Source organism: Streptomyces sp. NPDC004111 (genome assembly GCF_042874215.1).
Lineage (GTDB): Bacteria > Actinomycetota > Actinomycetes > Streptomycetales > Streptomycetaceae > Streptomyces.
Map to the genome: position 1 here is coordinate 90,092 of NZ_JBIAMU010000013.1, position 21,015 is coordinate 111,106.

Annotated in this window: 21 protein-coding genes and 1 pseudogene; 18 read left to right on the forward strand and 4 right to left on the reverse strand. The window is 73.0% G+C overall.

The window, feature by feature from the left end:
* The first annotated feature begins 494 nt into the window (after positions 1-494).
* The 4 genes from ACFYVL_RS24920 to ACFYVL_RS24935 all read left to right on the forward strand — a co-directional run bounded on the left by ACFYVL_RS24920 (position 495) and on the right by ACFYVL_RS24935 (position 4,623).
* Entirely contained in the window at positions 495-1,568 is a 1,074-nt protein-coding gene (locus ACFYVL_RS24920) for a hypothetical protein (RefSeq protein WP_389248385.1), read from the forward strand.
* Positions 1,565-2,857, forward strand: coding sequence for a type VII secretion-associated serine protease mycosin (gene mycP / locus ACFYVL_RS24925; RefSeq protein WP_389248387.1), 1,293 nt, complete (start codon positions 1,565-1,567; stop codon positions 2,855-2,857). The genes ACFYVL_RS24920 and mycP overlap by 4 nt, the downstream gene beginning before the upstream one ends.
* A 223-nt stretch (positions 2,858-3,080) precedes the next feature.
* Positions 3,081-3,818, forward strand: a complete 738-nt coding sequence (locus ACFYVL_RS24930) for an SseB family protein (protein ID WP_389248389.1) — start codon at positions 3,081-3,083, stop codon at positions 3,816-3,818.
* A 91-nt stretch (positions 3,819-3,909) separates the two neighbouring features.
* Positions 3,910-4,623, forward strand: a complete 714-nt coding sequence (locus ACFYVL_RS24935; RefSeq protein ID WP_389248391.1) for an MIP family channel protein — start codon at positions 3,910-3,912, stop codon at positions 4,621-4,623.
* A 179-nt stretch (positions 4,624-4,802) separates the two neighbouring features.
* Here the strand turns inward: ACFYVL_RS24935 and ACFYVL_RS24940 are convergent, their stop codons facing one another.
* A complete protein-coding gene (locus tag ACFYVL_RS24940) occupies positions 4,803-5,204 on the reverse strand; it encodes a DUF1844 domain-containing protein (RefSeq protein WP_389248393.1) in 402 nt (133 codons plus the stop codon).
* Positions 5,205-5,605: 401 nt separating this feature from the next.
* Here ACFYVL_RS24940 and infC point away from each other — a divergent pair, with 401 nt between their 5' ends.
* The 10 genes from infC to ACFYVL_RS24990 all read left to right on the forward strand — a co-directional run bounded on the left by infC (position 5,606) and on the right by ACFYVL_RS24990 (position 16,693).
* The gene (gene infC, locus ACFYVL_RS24945; RefSeq protein ID WP_389248737.1) at positions 5,606-6,262 is read left to right on the forward strand and encodes a translation initiation factor IF-3; all 657 of its coding nucleotides are present in this window, start codon (positions 5,606-5,608) and stop codon (positions 6,260-6,262) included.
* A gap of 133 nt (positions 6,263-6,395) precedes the next feature.
* Positions 6,396-6,590 (forward strand): 50S ribosomal protein L35, encoded by a 195-nt coding sequence (gene rpmI / locus ACFYVL_RS24950; protein WP_040254989.1) that lies wholly within the window; start codon positions 6,396-6,398, stop codon positions 6,588-6,590.
* 106 nt (positions 6,591-6,696) lie between these two features.
* Positions 6,697-7,083 (forward strand): 50S ribosomal protein L20, encoded by a 387-nt coding sequence (gene rplT, locus ACFYVL_RS24955; protein WP_189827453.1) that lies wholly within the window; start codon positions 6,697-6,699, stop codon positions 7,081-7,083.
* Between the two features lie 134 nt (positions 7,084-7,217).
* Positions 7,218-8,057, forward strand: coding sequence for a TrmH family RNA methyltransferase (locus tag ACFYVL_RS24960; protein WP_389248396.1), 840 nt, complete (start codon positions 7,218-7,220; stop codon positions 8,055-8,057).
* An 84-nt stretch (positions 8,058-8,141) separates the two neighbouring features.
* Positions 8,142-9,230: an ATP-binding protein gene (locus ACFYVL_RS24965; RefSeq protein WP_389248398.1), complete on the forward strand. Its 1,089-nt coding sequence runs from the start codon at positions 8,142-8,144 to the stop codon at positions 9,228-9,230.
* 172 nt (positions 9,231-9,402) lie between these two features.
* Complete coding sequence (gene pheS / locus ACFYVL_RS24970) at positions 9,403-10,533, forward strand: phenylalanine--tRNA ligase subunit alpha (RefSeq protein WP_389248400.1); 1,131 nt, start codon at positions 9,403-9,405, stop codon at positions 10,531-10,533.
* Positions 10,533-13,061 (forward strand): phenylalanine--tRNA ligase subunit beta, encoded by a 2,529-nt coding sequence (gene pheT, locus ACFYVL_RS24975; RefSeq protein ID WP_389248402.1) that lies wholly within the window; start codon positions 10,533-10,535, stop codon positions 13,059-13,061. The genes pheS and pheT overlap by 1 nt, the downstream gene beginning before the upstream one ends.
* 211 nt (positions 13,062-13,272) lie before the next feature.
* Entirely contained in the window at positions 13,273-14,376 is a 1,104-nt protein-coding gene (locus tag ACFYVL_RS24980; RefSeq protein ID WP_389248404.1) for a PP2C family protein-serine/threonine phosphatase, read from the forward strand.
* Positions 14,377-14,686: 310 nt separating this feature from the next.
* Positions 14,687-16,042: a transcriptional regulator gene (locus ACFYVL_RS24985; protein WP_389248406.1), complete on the forward strand. Its 1,356-nt coding sequence runs from the start codon at positions 14,687-14,689 to the stop codon at positions 16,040-16,042.
* Positions 16,043-16,162: 120 nt separating this feature from the next.
* Positions 16,163-16,693 (forward strand): NUDIX hydrolase, encoded by a 531-nt coding sequence (locus ACFYVL_RS24990; protein ID WP_389248408.1) that lies wholly within the window; start codon positions 16,163-16,165, stop codon positions 16,691-16,693.
* On the opposite strand, the gene ACFYVL_RS24995 is transcribed toward ACFYVL_RS24990, so the two are convergent.
* Both ACFYVL_RS24995 and ACFYVL_RS25000 read right to left on the reverse strand, forming a co-directional pair.
* Positions 16,690-16,947, reverse strand: a complete 258-nt coding sequence (locus ACFYVL_RS24995) for a hypothetical protein (RefSeq protein ID WP_389248410.1) — start codon at positions 16,945-16,947, stop codon at positions 16,690-16,692. The genes ACFYVL_RS24990 and ACFYVL_RS24995 overlap by 4 nt on opposite strands.
* 237 nt (positions 16,948-17,184) lie before the next feature.
* A complete protein-coding gene (locus ACFYVL_RS25000; protein ID WP_389248412.1) occupies positions 17,185-18,045 on the reverse strand; it encodes a 3-hydroxybutyryl-CoA dehydrogenase in 861 nt (286 codons plus the stop codon).
* A 220-nt stretch (positions 18,046-18,265) separates the two neighbouring features.
* Here ACFYVL_RS25000 and ACFYVL_RS25005 point away from each other — a divergent pair, with 220 nt between their 5' ends.
* Together ACFYVL_RS25005 and ACFYVL_RS25010 are read left to right on the forward strand one after the other, a co-directional pair.
* A complete protein-coding gene (locus ACFYVL_RS25005; protein ID WP_389248739.1) occupies positions 18,266-19,465 on the forward strand; it encodes a glycoside hydrolase family 10 protein in 1,200 nt (399 codons plus the stop codon).
* Positions 19,466-19,533: 68 nt separating this feature from the next.
* Positions 19,534-19,953 carry a barstar family protein gene (locus tag ACFYVL_RS25010; RefSeq protein ID WP_389248414.1) on the forward strand — a complete coding sequence of 140 codons (420 nt, stop codon included), beginning with the start codon at positions 19,534-19,536 and terminating at the stop codon, positions 19,951-19,953.
* 15 nt (positions 19,954-19,968) lie between these two features.
* Here ACFYVL_RS25010 and ACFYVL_RS25015 read toward each other — a convergent pair whose 3' ends face one another.
* Complete coding sequence (locus ACFYVL_RS25015) at positions 19,969-20,466, reverse strand: GNAT family N-acetyltransferase (RefSeq protein WP_389248416.1); 498 nt, start codon at positions 20,464-20,466, stop codon at positions 19,969-19,971.
* Between the two features lie 70 nt (positions 20,467-20,536).
* Between ACFYVL_RS25015 and ACFYVL_RS25020 the strand changes: the two are divergent.
* Positions 20,537-20,706 (forward strand): annotated as a pseudogene (locus ACFYVL_RS25020) (EamA family transporter); the annotation flags it as partial.
* Positions 20,707-20,801: 95 nt separating this feature from the next.
* Positions 20,802-20,993, forward strand: coding sequence for a DUF1918 domain-containing protein (locus ACFYVL_RS25025; protein ID WP_389248418.1), 192 nt, complete (start codon positions 20,802-20,804; stop codon positions 20,991-20,993).
* Positions 20,994-21,015 lie beyond the last annotated feature (22 nt).

Consider the following 21,015-nt stretch of genomic DNA (forward strand, 5'->3'; position numbering starts at 1 on the left):
TTCCGGTCAGATCCGTCCCACGTCCCGCTCTGGTTCCCGCCCCGGCCGGGCCAGCCCGTAGAGTGACGGAAACCCGCTGGGAGCCCGGGTGACGAGACTGCCGCGGGGCAGACACCGGGAGCACGAGAAGAGACGGACCTGGGGGCCGGATGACGACCGAACCGCACCGCCCCGACGTCCCTCCCCGGCCGGCGTTCCCCCCGCACACGGACGAGGCGTCCCGGCCCGGCCGCTCCGTCGCACCACCGCGCCCGGCCGCACCACCGCCCGCCCGCAGCCCCCGCCCCGACCCGTTGGCCGAGCCCCCCACCGATGGGGGCGGCCCCAGCGGCAGCACGCGGAGCGCGGCCGGAACGGGGCACCGTACGGGCAGCGGTGCGGGCACCGGTCAGGGAACGGCCGCACGTGGCGGCAGCGGTGCGGGCGCAGGCGAGGGTGCCCCGCTCCGGCAGGGCGCCCGGCCGTCCCCCGACGGCGGGGGCAGCCGGCACGCCGTGTCCGCCGCACGGGGCCGCGGACGGACCACGGGGTTCGCCCCGCCCGCCTCCTCCTCGCCGGTCGCGCCGCCCGCCGCGTCCATAGCGGCGACGACGGCAGCCGTACCCTCCTCGGCGGAGCACGCGGAGCGCTCCACGCACCCCGCGTCCGGCCACTCCGCCCACGGCGCCCACTCCCACCGCAGGCCCGCCGGCGCCGTCGGCACGGCGCCCCGTACCGACGGCGCCCCGCCCCTCGCCTTCGCCCCGCCCCAGCACTGGGTCCGCGACGAGCAGGACATGCCCGCCGGGGCCGCCACCCTGCCGCGGCCCGCCGGCGCCCGCGGCCCGGCCCGGCTGGCGGCCGTCGCCGCCTGCGTGGTGCTCGGGGTCGGGCTCATCGGCGGCGCCGCTGCCGGGAGTTGGCTGGCGGGCGGCGACGAGCCCGCCGCGACCAGCGGATTCGCCGAGGCCCGGACGGCCTGGCACAGCATCCCCGTGGACACCCTCTTCCCCCGCGCGCTGAAGGGGGACGGAGCGGGCCCCGGCGGCGCCGACCGGGCCTGGACACGGGTCGCGGTCGCCCCGGACGGCGACTGCGCGAACGCCCTGGACCCCTTGCTGCTCAGGGCACTTGGCCCGGTCGGCTGCGAACGGCTGCTGCGCGCCACCTACACCGACGCCACCACCAGCAGCGTCACCACCGTCGGCATGGTCTTCACCAGGGCCGACGAGGCCGCCACGAACACCCTGCGCAACCGCTTCACCCGCGAAAAGCTCGCCGAGCGCGGCGATCTGATGCCGCGTACGTTCCCGGTGCCCGGCACCGTGGCCGCCGGATTCGGCGACGGGCAGCGGGCCAGCTGGACGGTCCGGGTGCTCCAGGACGTACCGGTGGTCGTGTACGCGGTGTCCGGCTTCGCCGACGGCCGCACCGTCACCGAACCCCAGCCCGCCGGGCCCGCGACGGTGGACGGAGCGACCACCGCACCGGCCCAGTCCGGCCTCGGCCACGAGGCGAAGGGCATCGCCGACCGCATCGAACGAGGCCTGCGCAAGAACGCCGGCACGGCTACGGAGCAGCCCGGATGAACCCCCGTCAGCACGAGGGCCGGACGCGGGCGATGCCCCCGCAACCGGCACCGGCCCCGCAACCGGCGTCCGGTCCGGTGACGACCGCGCCGCCGGGACCGGCCCGCCGCCGCCATCGGCGCGGCACTTTCCCCGTCGCCGTCTCCGCGTTCAGCGCGGTGCTGCTCGCCGTGCTGCCCATGTCCGCCGCGCACGCCGACACCATCCGCGACAAGCAGTGGGGCCTGGCCGCACTGCACACGCAGGAGGCCTGGCGCACCACCAAGGGGGCCGGGATCACGGTCGCCGTCCTCGACACCGGCGTCGACGACCAGCACCCCGACCTGGCGGGCAACGTCCTGCCCGGCAACGACCTCGTCGGCTTCGGCGCCAGGAGCGGCGACCGGTCCTGGGCCCGGCACGGCACCGCGATGGCCTCCATCATCGCGGGCCACGGACACGGCCCCGACCGCGGCGAGGGCGTTCTCGGCATCGCCCCCGAGGCGAAGATCCTGCCCGTGCGGGTCATCCTCGAAGGCGGCGACCCGGCCCGCGACAAAGCCCGTACCTCCCGGGGCAACGCCCTTGCCAAGGGCATCCGTTGGGCCGTCGACCAGGGGGCGGACGTCATCAACCTCTCGCTCGGCGACGACAGCGAGTCCGCGCACCCGGAGGCGGAGGAGGACGCGGCCGTCCAGTACGCGCTCGGCAAGGGCGCGGTGGTCGTCGCCTCCGCGGGCAACGGCGGCGAGAAGGGCGACCACATCTCCTACCCGGCCGCCTACCCCGGCGTCATCGCGGTGACCGCGGTCAACGAGGCCGGTACGCACGCCTCGTTCTCCACCCGGCGCTGGTACGCCACCGTGTCCGCGCCCGGGGTCGACATCGTGATCGCCGACCCCGACCGCAGCTACTACGAGGGCTGGGGCACGAGCGCGGCGTCGGCCTTCGTGTCCGGGGCGGCGGCCCTGGTCCGGGCCGCGCACCCGCAGCTCCCGCCGGCCCAGATCAAGCGGCTGCTGGCGAGGACGGCCAGGGACGCCCCGTCGGGCGGCCGGGACGACGCACGCGGGTACGGGATGGTGGATCCGGCGGCGGCCATCGCGGCGGGCGGCCGGGACACGGCGGTCCGCTCGTCGGCGGCGGGCTATCCGGGCCGGTACTTCGGCCCCGGCCCGGACCGGCCGGCCCCACCCTCCGCGGGACCGCAGGCGTGGGCCTGGGCGGCGGGCGGATCGGGGGCGGTGGTGCTGCTGGGAGCGGTGGTGCTGTGGCGCAGGGGGACCGCACGGGAACCCGCCACCGGGTAGGCGGCGCCCGGACCCTGCGGGGGATGCCCGCACCCGGAGCGGCGCCCGCGGCGGGCCTGAGCCCCTCCCCGCACCTTCCCCGAACCGACGGCCGCGGGGCCGGTGGGTCTTCTGCGCGAGCGCCGTTCGCCGCTCGCGCGGTCCCACCGACCCCGAGGGGCGGACGCCCGGCCACGTACCGGCCGCACATCAGCGACCCGACCCCAAGGGATACGCTCGACCCGTGCTCAAGAACATCCCTGACCCCGGCTTCTCCGAAGACGACGGCACCGCCGATCCCGCCCTCTCCCAGGCCCTCGCCGCCTGGGCCCGGGGTCCCCAGGACGCCGCCGCCGAGCAGCGCGTCCTCGACGCGCTCCCCGGTGCCCGCCTCCTCGTCCCCGTCGTCGCCGTGCTCGGCGAGGTGGAGACCGATCCGGAGACGGGGCTCAAGCGCGAGAAGACGAGCGACATGGCCGTCCCCACCCTCCGCGCGGGCGACCGCAAGGCGCTGCCCGCCTTCACCTCCATCGAGGCACTCGCCCTCTGGGACCCGGCCGCGCGCCCCGTCGCCGTACCGCTGCACCAGGCGCTCCAGGCAGCCGCCCACGAGCAGGCCGACACCGTCGTGATCGACCTCGCCGGGCCCGTCGCGTACCAGCTCACCGGGCCCGCCCTGCTCGCGCTCGCCGAGGGCCGCAGCAGTGCCCGGCCGATCGACGACCCTGCCGTGGTCGCGGCCGTCCGCGAACTGCTGGCCGCCGAGCCCGCCGTGCTCCGTGCCCACCTCGGTCCCGGCGAGGCCGACGGGGTGCTCGCCCTCGTCCTGGCCCCGGACGCGGTCCCCGCCGAAGCGGTGCGCCGCGTCGCGCAGGGCCTGGCCTCGCACGACGTACTGCGCGCCCGGCTGGTGCGCGGCCTGGACCTGGCGCTCCTGCCCGCGGGCGCCACCCCGCCCGGAGAGCCGCTGCTCGTGCGCTGACGTCCGGCACCGGCCGCTGCCGGCAGAACAGGCGGGAGCGCGCACCCCGGCAGACAATGCGAAGAGGTCAACGATCTTCGTGAGGTGTGTCATGGACAGACGGACACTGGTCTCCGAATTCCTCGGGACCCTCCTGCTGGTCTTCTTCGCGGTCGGCGCGGCCGTGCTCGCCGGGGGCTTCATCGGAACCCTGGGCATCGCCCTCGCCTTCGGCTTCGTGCTGCTGGCGCTGGCCTACGCGCTCGGTCCGATCTCCGGCTGCCACGTCAATCCGGCGGTCACGCTCGGCATGCTGATGGCCCGGCGGATCAACGCCCGGACGGCGGCGGGCTACTGGGTCGCGCAGCTGCTGGGCGGCATCGCGGGCGCCGCGCTGCTGTTCCTGCTCGCCAAACAGGTACCGGGCCTGCAGACCAGCGGGGCCTTCGGGTCGAACGGGTTCGGCGACCGCTCCGCCGTGCACCTCAACACCGGCGGCGCGTTCCTGGCCGAGGTGGTGCTGACCTTCCTGCTGGTCTTCGTCGTCCTCGCGGTCACCAGCAAGGTCGCGGTCGTCGGCTTCGACGGACTGCCCATCGGCCTGGCGCTCGCCGTCATCCACCTGGTCGGCATCCCGCTCACCGGCACCTCGGTGAACCCGGCCCGCAGCCTGGGCCCGGCCCTCTTCGCGGGCGGTGCCGCACTGTCCCAGCTGTGGCTGTTCCTCGTCGCGCCGCTGGTCGGCGGCGTACTGGCGGCCCTGGCGCACCGGCTGACCCACCCCGTCGACGCGCCCCGTCTGCACGCGGACGCGGCGGCGCTGTAGGAGCGATCCGGGCGCCGAGGAGCCGGACGCGGGGAGCCGGACGCGGGGAGCCGGACGCTGGCGATCCGGACGCTGGCGATCCGGACGCGGGGGAGCGGGGCAGGGGCGGCCGAGGGCAGACGGAAGGGCCCCCGCCGCGTCGCGGTGGAGGCCCTCGCCGGCGCAGGAGCGGGAGCCGCTCAGCCGAAGACCGGCCCGGTGAACTTCTCGCCCGGACCCTGACCCGGCTCGTCCGGTACGACCGACGCCTCGCGGAACGCCAGCTGGAGGGACTTCAGCCCGTCCCGCAGCGGCGCCGCGTGGAAGGAGCTGATCTCGGTCGCGCTGGCCGTGATCAGGCCGGCCAGGGCGTGGATCAGCTTCCGCGCCTCGTCCAGGTCCTTGTGCTTGTCGCCGTCCTCGGCCAGGCCCAGGTTGACGGCGGCGGCGCTCATCAGGTGCACGGCGACCGTGGTGATCACCTCGACGGCGGGAACGTCCGCGATGTCGCGGGTCATGTCGTCGAAGCCGGGACCCTGCTCCGTGTGGCCGGTCTCTTCGTTGCCGCCGGTGCCGGCGTTGCTGCTGGTCGCGTCGCTCATGGCGTCCACGATAGGTGCCGGAACGGGTGCCCTTTCCCCGGGGCCCGAAGGAGTGGTTTACCGGGGTTCGCACCAGTGTCGCTTGACGGGTATAGTTGTCTCACGACCGGTCGGACACTCCTGTGCCCGGCCCACAAGTGGAGGCTCCGATCTCCCACCTGACCGCCCCTGGGGCGGCGGGTCACCGGTCAGAAGACGGTCCCCATCGTTCCGTACGGACGATGGAACTGTCCGATGTGTGCGCCCCGCGGTTTCAGACGCGGCGGTGCTCCGGTATATCCAGGAGCCCTGCCTGTGTCCCGTCCGGGGCATTTTTTATGCGCCGAAGCGGTTGGTCCAACGTAATGAGACGTTACGCGGCTGTCTGCCAGACAGTCGTGTGGTGCTACTGAGGAGGATCCATCAGCGCCGAGCCCCGCATCAACGACCGGATTCGCGTTCCCGAGGTGCGACTTGTCGGACCCAGTGGTGAGCAGGTGGGCATCGTCCCGCTCGCGAAGGCCCTGGAACTGGCGCAGGAGTACGACCTCGACCTGGTCGAGGTCGCGGCGAACGCCCGTCCGCCCGTGTGCAAGCTCATGGACTACGGGAAGTTCAAGTACGAGTCGGCCATGAAGGCCCGTGAGGCGCGCAAGAACCAGGCGCACACGGTCATCAAGGAGATGAAGCTCCGCCCGAAGATCGACCCGCACGACTACGACACCAAGAAGGGTCACGTCGTCCGGTTCCTCAAGCAGGGTGACAAGGTCAAGATCACGATCATGTTCCGTGGTCGTGAGCAGTCCCGTCCCGAGCTTGGCTTCCGGCTGCTTCAGCGACTCGCCTCCGACGTGGAGGAACTGGGCTTCATCGAGTCCAACCCGAAGCAGGACGGCCGGAACATGATCATGGTTCTTGGCCCGCACAAGAAGAAGACCGAGGCAATGGCCGAGGCCCGCGAGGCCCAGGCCGCCCGCAAGGCGGAGCGTCAGGGCGCAGCCCCCGACGAGCAGCCCGCGGGTGAGGTTGCCGAGGCAGCAGTCGAGGCTCCGGCCGAGGCAGCACCTTCCGAGGCGTGATCCACGGGGCCGCCACCCAGGCGGCCCCCGGATTCCGAACGGAACCCCCACCCACCACAGACCTGACGCTCCCGTAAGTCCGGTGCCCGCACCGGGGACCGGGGGAGCGGCACTGACGAGGAGATACGGCGCGATGCCGAAGAACAAGACGCACAGCGGTTCCAAGAAGCGCTTCAAGATCACCGGCTCCGGCAAGGTGCTCCGCGAGCGCGCCGGCAAGCGCCACCTGCTCGAGCACAAGTCGTCCCGCGTGACGCGCCGCCTCACCGGCAACGCCGAGATGGCCCCGGGCGACGCCGCGAAGATCAAGAAGCTTCTCGGCAAGTGATCCCGCCGCCTTCGGTGAATCTTCCGGAGGCACTGGATCGAGACCGGGACCAATTCGTTTTCGGGTCGTGTGAACACCCCCACGGCCCCGCTACAAGGAGTCAAAAGTGGCACGCGTCAAGCGCGCAGTAAACGCCCACAAGAAGCGCCGGGCAATCCTCGAAGCCGCCAAGGGCTACCGCGGCCAGCGTTCGCGCCTGTACCGCAAGGCCAAGGAGCAGGTCACCCACTCCCTGGTCTACAACTACAACGACCGCAAGAAGCGCAAGGGCGACTTCCGTCAGCTGTGGATCCAGCGCATCAACGCCGCTGCCCGCGAGAACGGCATGACGTACAACCGCCTCATCCAGGGTCTGAAGGCCGCCAACATCGAGGTGGACCGCAAGATCCTCGCCGAGCTGGCCGTCAACGACAGCAACGCGTTCGCCGCGCTCGTCGAGGTTGCCCAGAAGGCGCTCCCGAGCGACGTCAACGCCCCGAAGGCCGCCGCCTGAGCTTCATAGCTCCCAGGCAGAGCAGCTTCTTGGCTTTGAAGCCGGACCCGCAGGCGCATTCCGCGCCTGCGGGTCCGGTGCGTTCCGCCGCCCCTTTCAGTTGAGTCACGTACGAAGAAGTGAGCCGCACGCCCATGGGCACTCCCGAGCTGATCTCCCCGCGTTCCCCCCGCGTCACCGCCGCCAAGAGGCTGGCGAAGCGCAGTTTCCGGGGCAAGGAGCGCCGGTTCATCGCCGAGGGGCCGCAGGCCGTGCGGGAGGCCGTGGACCACCGGGGGCCCGACGGCACCCCCACGCTCATCGAGCTGTTCGCCACGGTGGAGACCGCCGAGCGGTACGCCGACATCGTGGACGCCGCGCACACCGCCGGCGCCCGGGTGCACCTCGCCGGGGACGACGTCCTCGCGGACATCTCCCAGACCATCACCCCGCAGGGCATCGTCGGCGTCTGCCGCTTCCTGGACTCCCCCTTCGAGGAGATCCTCGCCGCGAAGCCCAAGCTGGTCGCCGTCCTCGCCCACGTCCGCGACCCCGGCAACGCCGGTACGGTGCTGCGCTGCGCGGACGCGGCGGGCGCCGACGCGGTCGTCCTCACGGACGCCTCCGTCGACCTCTACAACCCCAAGTCGGTACGCGCCTCGGTCGGTTCGCACTTCCACCTGCCGGTCGCCGTGGGCGTCCCCGTCGAACAGGCCGTCGCCCGGCTCCAGGAGGCCGGGGTGCGCATCCTGGCCGCCGACGGGGCGGGCGACCGCGACCTCGACGACGAGCTGGACGCGGGCACCATGGGCGGTCCCACCGCCTGGGTCTTCGGCAACGAGGCCTGGGGCCTGCCCGAGGAGACCCGGGCCCTCGCGGACGCCGTCGTACGCGTGCCGATCCACGGAAAGGCCGAGAGCCTCAACCTCGCTACGGCAGCCGCCGTGTGCCTCTACGCATCCGCGCGCGCACAGCGGGTACGCACCTCTGCCTGAGGGCACCCTGTTCGGAGTAGGGTGACGGGCTCGGGGGCCCTCCCGTGCACGGAGAGGTGGGATACGGCAGAGATGGTCGCGGAAGTGTCTGAACAGGCCGTACGGGCAAGGGAGTTCAAGGCGTCCGGGATCGCGGCGGACGACCTCCCGGACGGCCTCGTCGTCGCCGACGAGACGGGCCGGATCGTCTGTTTCAACGCCGCCGCCTCCCGCATCACGGCGGTGCCCGCGGACTTCGCGCTGGGGCGCGCCCTGGTCGACGTACTGCCGCTGGAGGACCTCAAGGGCCGCCGCTGGTGGACCCTCACCGACCCCTACGGCGGCCTCGCCATCCGCGGCGGGCAGCCCGAGCGCAACCTGCTGCTGCCGGGCGGACGCGAGGTGCTGGTCTCGGCGCGGTACGTCCGCGAGGAGCCGCGCGGACGGGTCTGCCGGGTGGTGGTCTCGCTGCGCGGCACCGAGGCCCGCAGGCGTTCCGAGCGCAGCCACGCCGAGCTGATCGCCACCGTCGCGCACGAGCTGCGCTCCCCGCTCACCTCCGTGAAGGGCTTCACCCGGACCCTGCTGCGCAAGTGGGAGCGCTTCACCGACGACCAGAAGCGGATGATGCTGGAGACCGTCGACGGCGACGCCGACCGGATCGCCCGGCTGATCGCCGAGCTGCTCGACATCTCCCGGATCGACTCCGGGCGCCTGGAGCTGCGCCGGCAGCCCGTCGACATCGCCGCCGCCGTGGGGCGCAACGTGCACGCCCACATCTCGGCCGGCCAGCGGGCCGACCGCTTCCTCGTGCAGCTCGCGCACCCGCTGCCCGACCTGTGGGCCGACCCCGACAAGATCGACCAGGTGCTGGGCAACCTGCTGGAAAATGCGGTGCGCCACGGCGAGGGAATGGTCACCATCGAGGTGGCACCCGCCACCGCCAAGGACGACGAGAAGGGAACGGCCGTCATCGTGAGCGACGAAGGACCCGGCATCCCCGAGGAGTCGCTCAGCCGTGTCTTCACCCGGTTCTGGCGGGGCAGCAAGCGCGGCGGCACCGGCCTGGGCCTCTACATCGTCAAGGGCATCGTCGAGGCGCACGGCGGCACCATCACGGTCGGCCGCGGGCCCGGCGGCGGCGCCGAATTCCGATTTATCCTGCCCGTGGGGGCCCCGGCCTATCTGGCTTGAGCGCCCCACGGGCTTCGTCGCGTCCCACGTCCCCGGCCCCGTCCGGCGGGCCCGGCACGGTCGCCCCGTGCGGCCCGGCCCACCGGACAGGCTTTAGACTCGACTTTTGGCACCTTTGCGTCCTCATGCGTCGAGCGGGGCCGCCCATCAGCCATCGGAAGTACGGGAAGAGATGTCCGCACCCAATAAGTCGTACGACCCTGTCGAGGTCGAGGCGCTGAAACCCGAAGAGATCGAGCGCATGCGCGACGAGGCGCTGGCCGCCTTCGAGGCCGCCGCCGACCTCGACGCGCTCACGCACGCCAAGACCGCGCACACCGGGCCCACCTCGCCGCTCTCGCTCGCCAACCGCGAGATCGGCGCGCTGCCGCCCCAGGCCAAGGCCGAGGCGGGCAAGCGCGTCGGCATGGCCCGCGGCGCCGTGAACAAGGCCCTGGCCGCCCGGCTCACGGTTCTGGAGGCCGAGCGCGACGAGCGCGTACTGGTCGAGGAGGCCGTCGACGTCACGCTGCCGTACGACCGCACCCCGGCCGGTGCCCGGCACCCGCTGACCACCTTCATGGAGCGCGTCGCCGACGTCTTCGTCGCGATGGGCTACGAGGTCGCCGAGGGTCCCGAGGTCGAGGCCGAGTGGTTCAACTTCGACGCCCTGAACTTCGTGCCGGACCACCCGGCGCGCCAGATGCAGGACACCTTCTTCGTCGAGGGCGAGGACGGCGCGAAGAACGACGGGTCCGGTGTCGTGCTGCGCACCCACACCTCCCCGGTGCAGGCCCGCGCGCTGCTCGAACGCCGTGAGCCGCCGGTCTACGTGGTCTGCCCCGGCCGCGTCTACCGCACCGACGAGCTGGACGCCACGCACACCCCGGTCTTCCACCAGATCGAGCTGCTGGCCGTCGACGAGGGCCTCACCATGGCCGACCTCAAGGGCACCCTCGACCACATGGTCCAGGCGCTCTTCGGCGAGGGCATGAAGACCCGGCTGCGCCCCAACTACTTCCCCTTCACCGAGCCGTCCGCCGAGATGGACATGGTCTGCTACGTGTGCCGCGGCGCGTCCGTCGGCAACCCAGACCGTCCCTGCCGCACCTGCGGCAGCGAGGGCTGGATCGAGCTGGGCGGCTGCGGCATGGTCAACCCGAAGGTCCTCACGGCCTGCGGCGTCGACCCGGAGAAGTACAGCGGGTTCGCCTTCGGCTTCGGCATCGAGCGGATGCTGATGTTCCGGCACAACGTGGAAGACATGCGAGACATGGTCGAGGGTGACGTGCGTTTCACTCGGCCCTTCGGGATGGAGATCTGATGCGGGTCCCGCTTTCCTGGCTGCGGGAGTACGTCGATCTCCCCGCCACCGAGACCGGCCGTGACGTACAGGCCAAGCTGGTGTCCGCGGGGCTGGAGGTCGAGACGGTCGAGCAGCCCGGCGCCGGCCTCAAGGGCCCGCTGGTCGTCGGCCAGGTGCTGACCATCGAGGAGCTGGAGGGCTTCAAGAAGCCGATCCGCTTCTGCACGGTGGACGTCGGCTCCGCCAACGGCACCGGCGAACCGCAGGAGATCGTCTGCGGCGCCCGCAACTTCGCCGTCGGCGACAAGGTCGTCGTGGTCCTCCCGGGCGCGGTGCTGCCCGGCGACTTCGCCATCGCCGCGCGCAAGACGTACGGCAGGACGTCCCACGGCATGATCTGCTCCGGCGACGAGCTGGGCATGGGCGACGACGGCAGCGGCGGCATCATCGTGCTCCCGCCGGAGTACGAGCCCGGCACCGACGCCATCGAGCTCCTGGAGCTCGTCGACGAGGTGCTGGACATCGCGGTCACCCCCGACCGCGGCTACGCCCTGTCGCTGCGCGGCATCGCCCGCGAGGCGGCCACAGCCTACGGGCTGCCGCTGCGCGACCCGGCGCTGCTCGACGTCCCGGCGCCGAACTCGTACGGCTACCCGGTGAAGATCAGCGACCCGCAGGGCTGCGACCGCTTCACCGCGCGCACCGTCACCGGGCTCGACCCCGAGGCCCGCTCGCCGATCTGGATGCAGCGCAGGCTGCAGAAGGCCGGCATGCGCCCGATCTCGCTCGCCGTCGACATCACCAACTACGTGATGCTGGAGCTCGGCCAGCCGCTGCACGCCTACGACCGCACCCGCGTCCAGGGCACCATCGGCGTCCGCCGCGCGGAGCAGGGCGAGCAGCTCACCACGCTCGACGGCACCAAGCGCACCCTCGACGCCGAGGACCTGGTCATCACCGACGACCGCGGGCCGATCGGCCTCGCCGGCGTCATGGGCGGCGCCCACACCGAGATCGCCGACGTCGAGACCGACGCGCAGACCGGCGAGAGCACCGGCACCACCGAGGTCGTCATCGAGGCGGCGCACTTCGACGCGCTGACCATCGCCCGCACCTCGCGCCGCCACCGGCTCGGCTCCGAGGCGTCCAAGCGCTACGAGCGCGGCGTCGACCCCGAGGCCGCGTCGGCTGCCGCCCAGCGCACCGTCGACCTGCTGGTGCTGCTCGCCGGCGGCACCGCGGACGCCGGGGTCACCGAGGTCATCGCGCCCTCCGCGCCCCGCTCCATCGCCATGCGGGCCGACCACCCCGACCGCGTCGCCGGCGTCGCCTACGGCCGCGAGACCGTGGTGCGCCGCCTCCAGGAGGTCGGCTGCGACGTCTACGGGCAGGACGACCTGACGGTCACCGTGCCGTCCTGGCGCCCCGACCTGGCGTTCCCCAACGACCTCGCGGAAGAGGTCATCCGGCTGGAGGGCTACGAGAACCTGCCCTCCACGCTGCCCACCCCGCCCTCGGGCCGCGGGCTCACCGACCGCCAGCGGCTGCACCGCCGGGTCGGCCGGGCGCTCGCCGGGGCCGGCTACGTCGAGGCGCTGAGCTACCCGTTCGTCGGGGAGGCCGCCTTCGACCAGCTCCAGCTGGCCGCCGACGACGACCGCCGCAACACCGTCAAGCTGGTCAACCCGCTCGCCGACACGGAGCCCGCGCTCCGTACGACGCTGCTGCCCGGCCTGCTCGGCGCGCTGCGCCGCAACGACGGCCGCGGCAGCCACGACCTGGCGCTGTTCGAGACCGGTCTGGTGTTCCTGCCGACCGGCCACGAGCACAGGGCCGTGCGCCTCCCGGTCGACCACCGCCCCACGGACGAGCAGATCGCGGAGCTCGACTCCTCGCTGCCCGCCCAGCCCCGGCACGCCGCCGTCGTCCTCGCGGGCGCCCGCGAGCAGGCCGGCTGGTGGGGCAAGGGCCGCCCGGCCGACTGGGCCGACGCCGTCGAGGCCGCCCGGACGCTGGCCCGCGAGGCCGGTGCCGAACTGCGCGTCGCGGGAGCGGTCAACGAGCCCTGGCACCCGGGCCGCTGCGCCGCGCTCTCGGTCGTCGTCGACGGCACGGAGCAGATCATCGGGTACGCCGGTGAGCTGCACCCGCGCGTCGTGAAGGCGATGCACCTGCCGGAGCGCACCTGCGCGATGGAGCTCGACCTGGACGCGCTGGAGAAGGCGGGCCGGGGCGTGCTGCGGGCGCCGCGGATCTCCACCTTCCCGGTCGCCACCCAGGACGTGGCCCTGGTCGTCGACGCGGACGTCACCGCGCACGCCGTCGAGGGCTGGCTGCGCCAGGGCGCGGGCGAACTGCTGGAGGACATCCGGCTGTTCGACGTGTTCGCCGGTGCGCAGCTCGGCGAGGGCAAGAAGTCGCTGGCCTACGCGCTGCGCTTCCGTGCCGCCGACCGCACGCTGACCGTCGAGGAGGCCACCGCGGCGCGCGACGCGGCGGTGGCGCTCGCCGCCGAGCACACCGGAGCGGTGCTGCGCGGGGCGTGAGGCCCGTACCGCCGCCCGCGGCGGCAACGGGGCGTTGAACAACCGCTGTTGAGCGTGTTGTCGAGGGGCACATCCGGGACACGGGTGTGCCCCTCACTCATTTGGGTGAGAAGTGCGGGCGATGTGCCATCCGGGCACGAACGCGGCACAGAATCATTCCGGCCGACCGGCCTCAGCAGCCGAACCCAGCACTCCGAGGGGGCCGTCCGGAATGATCCGACACAGGGCGGGAAAGCGCTTCCGCCGCCGCGCCCGGCCCGTCCGGTACGTGCGCGGCGTGGTGCTCCTCGGCCTCTGGCTCGCCCTCGTCACCTGCTGGGTGCTGCTCTGCCCGCTGTCGGACGCGGCGGGCGTCGGCCCGGATCTCGTCACCTGCCTCGGCTTCCTGCTGGCGGTCGCCGCCCTGCTGGCCGGGGTGCGCCGGGGACCGCTGCGGGAGCTGCGCCGGATCACCGAGGTCGCCCGCGCCGCCCAAGAGGTGCTGCTGCGCCCGCTGCCCGCCCGCCTCGACGGCCTCGCGCTCGCCGCGGGACGGCTCTCCGCCAGCAAGGGGGCGTCCGTCGGCGGCGACCTGTACGAGGTGATGGCCACCGTGCACGGGGTGCGGGTGGTGATCGGGGACGTGCGCGGGCACGGCCTGCCCGCCCTCGGAACGGTCGCCGCCCTGCTCGGCAGCTTCCGCGAGGCCGCCCACGACGAGCCCGAACTCGGCGGTGTGCTGCGGCGGTTGGAGCGCGCCCTGCAGCGGCACCTGCGGGAGCGTGCCCGGGACGAGCAGTCCGCGGCCGGCGCGGCGCGGCCGGAGGGCCCGTCCGCCGAGGAGTTCGTCACCGTACTGCTGCTGGAGATCCAGGAGGACGGCGAGGTGCTGGCCCTCAACTGCGGCCACCCGTGGCCGCACCGGCTGCGGCGGAAGGCCGAACAGGTCGCCGCCGGGGAGCCGCTGCCGCCGCTCGGGCCCTTCCCGCTCCCGGCGGAGCTGCCGGTGCGCGGCGGGGTGCGGCTGCTGCCCGGCGAACTGCTGGTGCTGCACACCGACGGGGCCGAGGACGCCAGGGACACCGGTGGGCGGTTCTTCCCGCTGCGGGACGCGCTGGCCAGGGCCGCCGCCGTGGGGCCGCTGTCGCCCGCGGCGGTCGTCGACCGGGTCCAGGGCGCCCTGCTGCGGCACACCGGAGGCCGGGTGTCCGACGATGTGGCCCTGGTGGTGCTGCGCAACGACCGGCTGCGGGTCCCCGTCCAGCCAGGGGAGTACGGCCCCGGGGAGCACGGCGCCGCCGCGCGTCGGCCGCGCCCCGAACCGTCCCGCCGGTAGCGGTCCGCCGGAACCGGTCCGCCGGCAGGAGGGCCTCCTCGGTCCGGGGCGCGGCAGTGCGGCTGCCGTCCGCCCTGCCCGGGGGGATGTCGGGCAGACAGAGCAGGGCGGACGGGGGTGGGATCGGGCCGCCGCACTTGTGGAGGGGGAGCCGACGGCCCGGCCGCCTCTTGCGAGGCAGTTCAGTCAACCGATTCACCGCCGGGGAAGGGAGTGGGTGCGCCCGCTGGATGCGGGCATTCGGTTCACCCCCCGTGTGAAGTCGCCGGTACTACGCTGTGCACGACCGAGTCAGCCGGAGGCGCTTGCCATGCAGCCCAATGCTCTCCTCGACGCTCTGCTGGACGAGGCCGGGATCTCCCAGGCCGGACTGGCCGCACACGTCAACCACGCGGGGAAGAAACGGGGGTTGGCGCTGCGCTACGACCACACGGCGGTACGCCGGTGGCTCAGGGGACAGCGTCCGCGCGGCCAGGTGCCCGACCTGATCTGCGACGTGCTCAGCGACCGGCTGCACCGGCAGGTGGCTCTCGACGACATCGGACTCGGCGGTTTCCAGGGCGAGTTGGTCTCCCCGCGCAGCAGCACCTCCGGCTCCACCCTGTCCGGCTTCGTGGAGCGGGCCACCGCGCTGTGGCGCTCCGACGAACAGCAGCGCCCGCACGTGCTCGGTGCCCCCGCCGTCACCGGGACGCCGGCCGTGATGCCGGTCTGGGAGTGGGAGAACCCGCCGGAGGACAGCGATGTCTCCCGGTCCGGGCAGACCCATGTGAACCTCGCGGACATCGAGACCCTCAAGGCCGCCCGCGCGCACTACGAGCAGATGTACCGCAAGGCCGGCGGCATCGCGACCCGCTCCCGCATCGTCGGCTTCCTCAACTCCGAGACCGCCCCGCTGCTGCGCGGCGGCTACAACGACGCGACGGGCCGCCAGCTCCACCGCGCCACCGGCGGGCTGGTGGCCATCGCGGGCATCTGCGCCTACGACTCGGACGCGCAGGGCCTGGCCCAGCGCTACTTCCACCAGGCCCTGCGGCTGGCCAAGGCGAGCTGCGACCGGGGGCTGGGCGCGTACGTCATCGCCCTGCTCGTGAACCAGTCGCTGTTCATGCGGGAGTACCGTCAGGCGGTCGCCTTCGCGGAGGCCGCGCTGCGTACGGCGGGGCGCGAGATCACCCCGGCACTGGCCGCCGACCTGTACGCCATGCAGGCCAAGTCGTACGCGCATCTCGGGGACGGCGGCAGTGCGCTCGCCTGCATCGGGCGGGCCGAGAAGGCCGCCGACCGCATCCGTCCCGGCCACGAGCCCGACGAGACCGGCTACGTACAACCGGGCCTGGTCAACGTGCAGGTGGCGGAGGCGCTGCTCAGTATGGGAGACCTGTCGACCGCGCGGGAGCACGCGGCGGCGGCGGTCGACACCCGCGCACACGACCGCGGCCGGGTGCACCGGCTCGCGATCCTCACCCACGTCGAGCTGCGACAGGGGGAGGCCGACCGGGCCGTTGCCACCGCGGTCGAGATGGCCGAGCAGGCGCGGGGCATGGAGTCCCAGCGGCTCAGAGACCGGCTGCGGGCCGTGCGCGAGCATCTGGCGGCCAGTGGCTGCGCCCAGGCCGACGAGGCGGCCGAGATGATCGACGGGGCGCTGCGCATTCCCTGGTAGAAGGCTCTGTGAGGGTTGCGCATTCCACTGCAAAGGTCCGACAGACGCTGGTTCCGCCAGCGTGCCCCTGCTGCGATGTTGCCATCTACGTGCATCCAATTGCCGGAAGGTGGCAGAAACGTGCAGTGGACGAACCTAAACGAACAAACTGTGTATGAGAACCCGTGGTTCCGGGTGAATCTCGCGGACGTCGAACTCCCCAACGGCCGTCATCTGGACCACTTCCTCATCCGCCTGCGCGCGGTCGCCGTCGCGACGGCCGTCAACGAGGCGAACGAGGTGCTGATGCTCTGGCGCCACCGCTTCATCACCGACAGCTGGGGCTGGGAACTGGCCGCCGGAGTGGTCGAGGACGGCGAGGACGTCGAGCAGGCGGCGGCCCGGGAGATGGAGGAGGAGACCGGGTGGCGGCCCGGCCCCCTGCACCACCTGCTCACGGTGGAGCCCTCCAACGGCCTCACCGACGCGCGGCACCACCTCTACTGGTCCGAGGGAGCCACCTACACCGGCTACCCGCAGGACGACTTCGAGTCCTCCCGCCGCGAGTGGATACCGCTCAAACTGGTCCCCGACATGATCGCCAGGGGAGAGGTGCCGGCCGCCAACATGGCGGCCGGGCTGCTGATGCTCCATCACCTGCGTCTGGGCTAGCGCCCGATGGCCTGCCAGACGGCGACGGCGAGCGCACCGAGTGCGGTGAGCGCCGCCACCGCGGGCAACGGCCAGCGGGAGTGCTCCAGCGCGCTGACGCGGGCGATCAGGTCGCTGAGGTCCTTGTCGTTCTGGTCGTCGCGCAGGGTGTGTACGGCGAGCCGTCCCTCGACGCGGGTCAGCCCCACGTCGAGGCGACGGCGCACATCGGCGATTTCCTCTACGACCACGGTCTGCTCGGGGTCGGTGGCCACGATGTCCGCTCCTTCACCGGGAAGTCGACTCTGCTGTTGTGACGGTGAGTCAACTCCCTTTGCCCATAGGGCGGGAGCGTGTGTACGGGGCATATGCGAGCACGTCCCGCACACCGCGCGCGCCCCCGCACACTCCGTGCGAATCAGGAGTGCGGGGGGCGCCGGAAAACGATGTGACGTTGTGTCAGTACGGGTCGGCACGGCCGTACCCGGGCAGGGCCGGGTGCGGCAGCGACGTCAGGCGTACGGGTAGAAGCCCGAGCCCGTCTTGCGGCCGAGCCGGCCCGCGTCCACCATCCGCTGGAGCAGGGGCGGGGCGGCGTACAGCGGCTCCTTGAACTCGGCGTACATCGAGTCCGCCACCGAGGCGACGGTGTCCAGACCGATCAGGTCCGCCAGCTTCAGCGGGCCCATCGGGTGGGCACAGCCCAGCTCCATGCCGTTGTCGATGTCCTCGCGGGACGCGATGCCCGACTCGAACATCCGGATCGCCGAGAGCAGGTACGGGATCAGCAGCGCGTTCACCACGAAGCCCGAGCGGTCCTGGGCGCGGATGGCGTGCTTGCCGAGGATCTTCTCCACCATGGCGTGCGCCCTGCTGATGGTGCCCTCGGAGGTGGTGAGGGCGGGGATCAGCTCGACCAGCTTCTGCACCGGCGCCGGGTTGAAGAAGTGGATGCCGATGACCGCGTCCGGCCGGGACGTGGCGACGGCCAGCTTCACCAGCGGGATGGAGGAGGTGTTGGAGGCCAGGATGGCGTCCGGGCGGGTCACGACCTGGTCCAGGACCTGGAAGATCTCCGTCTTGACCTGCTCGTTCTCGACGACGGCCTCGATCACCAGGTCGCGGTCGGCGAACTCGCCGAGGTCGGTGGTGAAGCTCAGGCGCTCCAGCGTCGCGTCGCGCTCCTCCTCGGAGATCTTGCCGCGCTCGGCAGCCTTCGAGAGGGAGTTGTAGAGGCGGGTACGGCCTATCTCCAGGGCCTCGCCCGTGGTCTCGGCGACCTTGACCTCAAGGCCGCTGCGGGCGCACACCTCCGCGATGCCGGCGCCCATCTGGCCGCAGCCCACCACTCCGACGCGTTCGATGTCGGTCACATCGTGCCTTTCGCTTTTCCGGTCGAGCTCGACGTCAAGCTCTCGGTCCTCACGCTCGCGGAGCCCGTCCGGTGTCGCCGTCGGCTCCGCCACGAACCCCCGACGTTACTCCGAGCTTGCGCGGTGATGGCGGGGAGGGGCGGGCATGCTGTCCGCGAACGCAGGGCCGAACGGACACGATGAGGGGCGTTTTGTGGGACATGTCGCACGAAGAAGGCTTCTGGCTGGAGCGGTCGGAGTGGTCTCCGCCCTGGCCCTGACCGGGAGCGCGGTGGCGCGTGAGGGCAGGGCCGGTGAGCGGGGTGCCGCGACCGGGCTGCGGGGCGTCTGGATCGCCACCGTGGCCAACCGGGACTGGCCGTCCCGCAAGGGGCTCGCTCCCCAGGAACAACGCGCTGAGCTGCTGGTTCACCTGGACAACGCGATCCGTGCGGGGCTGAACGCGGTGGTGCTCCAGGTGCGGCCGACCGCCGACGCGCTGTGGCCGTCCCCGTACGAGCCGTGGGCGGAGTGCCTCACCGGCGAGCAGGGCCGCGACCCCGGCTGGGACCCCCTCGGCACGGCCGTCACCGAGGCCCACCGGCGCGGCCTGGAACTGCACGCCTGGTTCAACCCCTACCGGGTGGCGAATCACACAGACCCCGGCAGGCTCGTCGCCACCCATCCGGCCCGGCTGCACCCCGAGTGGGTGGTCCCGTACGGCGGCAAGCTCTACTACCACCCCGGCCTGCCGGAGGTCCGCCGCTTCGTCCAGGACGCCATGCTGGACGCGGTCGCCCGCTACGACGTGGACGCCGTGCACTGGGACGACTACTTCTACCCCTATCCGGTGGCCGGGGAGACCTTCGACGACGCGGCGGCCTTCGAGCGGTACGGGGCCGGTTTCGCGGACGTCGGCGACTGGCGCCGGCACAACACGGAGGCGCTGGTACGGGAGACGGGCGAGCGGCTCCGCGAGGTGCGGCCCGGGGTGCGCCTGGGGGTCAGCCCCTTCGGGGTGTGGCGCAACGAGGCCAAGGACCCGGAGGGCTCCCGGACCAGGGCGGGCGTCGGCACCTACGACGACCTGTACGCGGACACCCGGCGCTGGGTCCGCGAGGGCCTGCTCGACTACATCTGTCCTCAGCTGTACTGGCACGTGGGCCTCGCCGAGGCGGACTACGCGGAACTGGTCCGCTGGTGGGCGGGGACGGTGCGCGGCACCGGAGTCGACCTGTACCTGGGCGAGGCCCTCTACAAGGCGGGCGACCCCGCCCAGCCCGCGGCCTGGCAGGACCCGGGCGAACTCTCCCGCCACCTCACGCTGGCGGCGGACTTCCCCGAGGTCCGCGGGCACGTCTTCTTCGCGGCGCGCGAGGTGGCCGAGGACCGGATCGGCGCGATGCGGCGGGTCTCCCGGGACCACTACGACGTGCCGTAGGGCACGACGACGTGCCGTGGGGCGGGCGGAGGCGGCGGGGGCGCGGGCCCGGGGAGCACAATGGCCGCATGAGTGATCAGCGGCGACAGGATCCCGAGCCCGGCAGGACCGTCCGGGAAGGCGCCTGGTCCGAGCTCGGCCAGGAGGGGCGCAGGCAGCGGCTCACGGAGGTCCAGGAGCGGTACTTCGCCCGCCACGAGGCCGCCCCGGACGCCCCGGCCGGCCGCACCTGCGTCCTCGACGGCCGCCACGTCACCGACCGCTCCGCCCTCTTCCTCGCCCTCGGCGAAGCGGTCAACGGCCCCGGCGGCTACTTCGGGGCCGACCTCGACGCCCTCAACGACTGCCTGCGCGGCGGCTTCGGTGCCACGGCCCCCTTCACGCTCGTCTGGCAGGACTCCGCCACCGCCCGCACCCACCTCATGGCGTACTTCGACTCCACCCTGGACGTCCTCGCCGAACACGGCGTCGACGTGCGCCTGGGCTGAGCCCGCCGCCTCCCGCTACTGCGCGCCGTACGACATCCACCGCTCCGGCGCCGCCAGCGGCTCGAAGCCCACCTTCGCGTACACCCCGTGCGCGTCCCCGGTGGCCAGCAGGATCCGGCGGACGCCGTACGGGGCGAGGTGGTCGCGGACGAGGGTGGCGAGGGCGACGCCCAGCCCGCCGCCCCGGGCGGCCGGGTCCACGTACACGTCGCAGAGCCAGGCGAAGGTCGCGCGGTCGGTGATCACCCGGGCGTAGGCCACCTGGGCGCCCGAGGAGATGTCGTACAGACCGAAGTTGAGCGACGCGTCGATCGCCGCGTCCTGCTTCTCGCGGCTGCGGCCAAGCGCCCAGTAGGCGTCGGTGGAGAGCCAGTGGTGGACGCGGGCGCGGTCCAGCCGGGCCGGGTCGGTGTCGGCCTCCACGCCCAGCTCGGCGAGCCGGGGCACGGCTGCGGGGGCGGCAGCCGAGGAGGCTGCGGGCGACACGGTCGCGGGATCGGTCCTGTCGGTCATGGGAGGACGCTGCCAGAACGCCCCGCGCACTGTCGAGCGGATTCCGCCCCGGGGCCGGGGTCGGGGTTGAGGGATGGCCGGCATCGGGGTGCCCCGGGCGAGCCGGCTCCGGCTCGCGCAGCCGCTGCCGACACTGGTGTGGTCGGTGGTGCTGCTGGGAGAAGTGATGCCGGTGGGGCCCCCGTGGCGGCGGTGACGGTACGGGTGTACATCGCGGTCACCCGGCGGTCGCGGAGCTGACGCGCGGCACCGGAGGCGGATAATTGCAGGCCCCAACTCCCTTGCTGCGTCCTAGACTTGACCTCCCAGAGCCGACCCCCGGGAGGTCAGGTCCGATGCGAGCGAACGTGGGAGACCAGCTGGTGACGCACGGCAGGATCGTGGGGCAGCAGGACCGGATCGCGGAGATCGTCGAGGTGCTGGGGCCGGAGGGGACGCCGCCGTACCGGGTGCGGTTCGCGGACGGCCGGGAGACGGTGATGTCGCCCGGCCCGGACACGGTGGTCCGCAGGCAGGGACACGCGTAGGGGGCGGCGTCCGGCCGGGCTG

Excerpts from the sequence above, each read along its gene's own strand:
- mycP (WP_389248387.1), top strand. The coding sequence starts at position 1,565 with ATGAACCCCCGTCAGCACGAGGGCCGGACGCGGGCGATGCCCCCGCAA.
- ACFYVL_RS24935 (WP_389248391.1), top strand. The coding sequence starts at position 3,910 with ATGGACAGACGGACACTGGTCTCCGAATTCCTCGGGACCCTCCTGCTG.
- ACFYVL_RS24940 (WP_389248393.1), bottom strand. The coding sequence starts at position 5,204 with ATGAGCGACGCGACCAGCAGCAACGCCGGCACCGGCGGCAACGAAGAG.
- rpmI (WP_040254989.1), top strand. The coding sequence starts at position 6,396 with ATGCCGAAGAACAAGACGCACAGCGGTTCCAAGAAGCGCTTCAAGATC.
- ACFYVL_RS24960 (WP_389248396.1), top strand. The coding sequence starts at position 7,218 with ATGGGCACTCCCGAGCTGATCTCCCCGCGTTCCCCCCGCGTCACCGCC.
- pheS (WP_389248400.1), top strand. The coding sequence starts at position 9,403 with ATGTCCGCACCCAATAAGTCGTACGACCCTGTCGAGGTCGAGGCGCTG.
- pheT (WP_389248402.1), top strand. The coding sequence starts at position 10,533 with ATGCGGGTCCCGCTTTCCTGGCTGCGGGAGTACGTCGATCTCCCCGCC.
- ACFYVL_RS24980 (WP_389248404.1), top strand. The coding sequence starts at position 13,273 with ATGATCCGACACAGGGCGGGAAAGCGCTTCCGCCGCCGCGCCCGGCCC.
- ACFYVL_RS24985 (WP_389248406.1), top strand. The coding sequence starts at position 14,687 with ATGCAGCCCAATGCTCTCCTCGACGCTCTGCTGGACGAGGCCGGGATC.
- ACFYVL_RS25010 (WP_389248414.1), top strand. The coding sequence starts at position 19,534 with ATGAGTGATCAGCGGCGACAGGATCCCGAGCCCGGCAGGACCGTCCGG.
- ACFYVL_RS25015 (WP_389248416.1), bottom strand. The coding sequence starts at position 20,466 with ATGACCGACAGGACCGATCCCGCGACCGTGTCGCCCGCAGCCTCCTCG.
- ACFYVL_RS25025 (WP_389248418.1), top strand. The coding sequence starts at position 20,802 with ATGCGAGCGAACGTGGGAGACCAGCTGGTGACGCACGGCAGGATCGTG.